The sequence below is a fragment of the Aeromicrobium phragmitis genome (assembly GCF_003674095.1).
Taxonomy (GTDB): Bacteria; Actinomycetota; Actinomycetes; order Propionibacteriales; family Nocardioidaceae; genus Aeromicrobium; species Aeromicrobium phragmitis.
Genome location: NZ_RDBF01000159.1, coordinates 1 through 376, shown reverse-complemented (window position 1 = coordinate 376; position 376 = coordinate 1). Strand labels below are relative to the sequence as shown.

General features: G+C 69.9%; 1 protein-coding gene. It reads right to left on the bottom strand.

Translation table 11 applies throughout. The features are described from left to right. Positions 1-376: 5'-3' exonuclease H3TH domain-containing protein (locus D9V41_RS16760; protein WP_279432367.1), on the bottom strand; the 376-nt coding region annotated here is incomplete at both ends.

Sequence of the window (376 nt, the reverse complement as noted above, 5' to 3'; positions counted from 1 at the left end):
GAGGACACGGTCGGCGGCGCCGCCGAGGCCCCAGCGCTTCCCTAACTCGGCGAACGCCTCCACCTCCCCGTCACTCAGCGGTGCCAGGGTCTGCGGTGCATCGAGATCGAGATCAGGGCGCACCTTGACGACCTCACGGGCGTTCCTGATGTAGTCGGAGGAGTCGAGGATGGACTGACGGACGCGCGGCCGCAGCGACGAGCTGTCGTCGGCCGCGGCGGCGAGGATCCCGTCCAGATCACCGAAATCGGCCAGCAGGGTCGCTGCCGTCTTCTCGCCGATGCCGGCGACGCCAGGCAGCCCGTCGGACGCGTCGCCGCGCATCACGGCGAAGTCGACGTACTGCTGCGGCTCGATCGCGTACTTGGCGCGCACC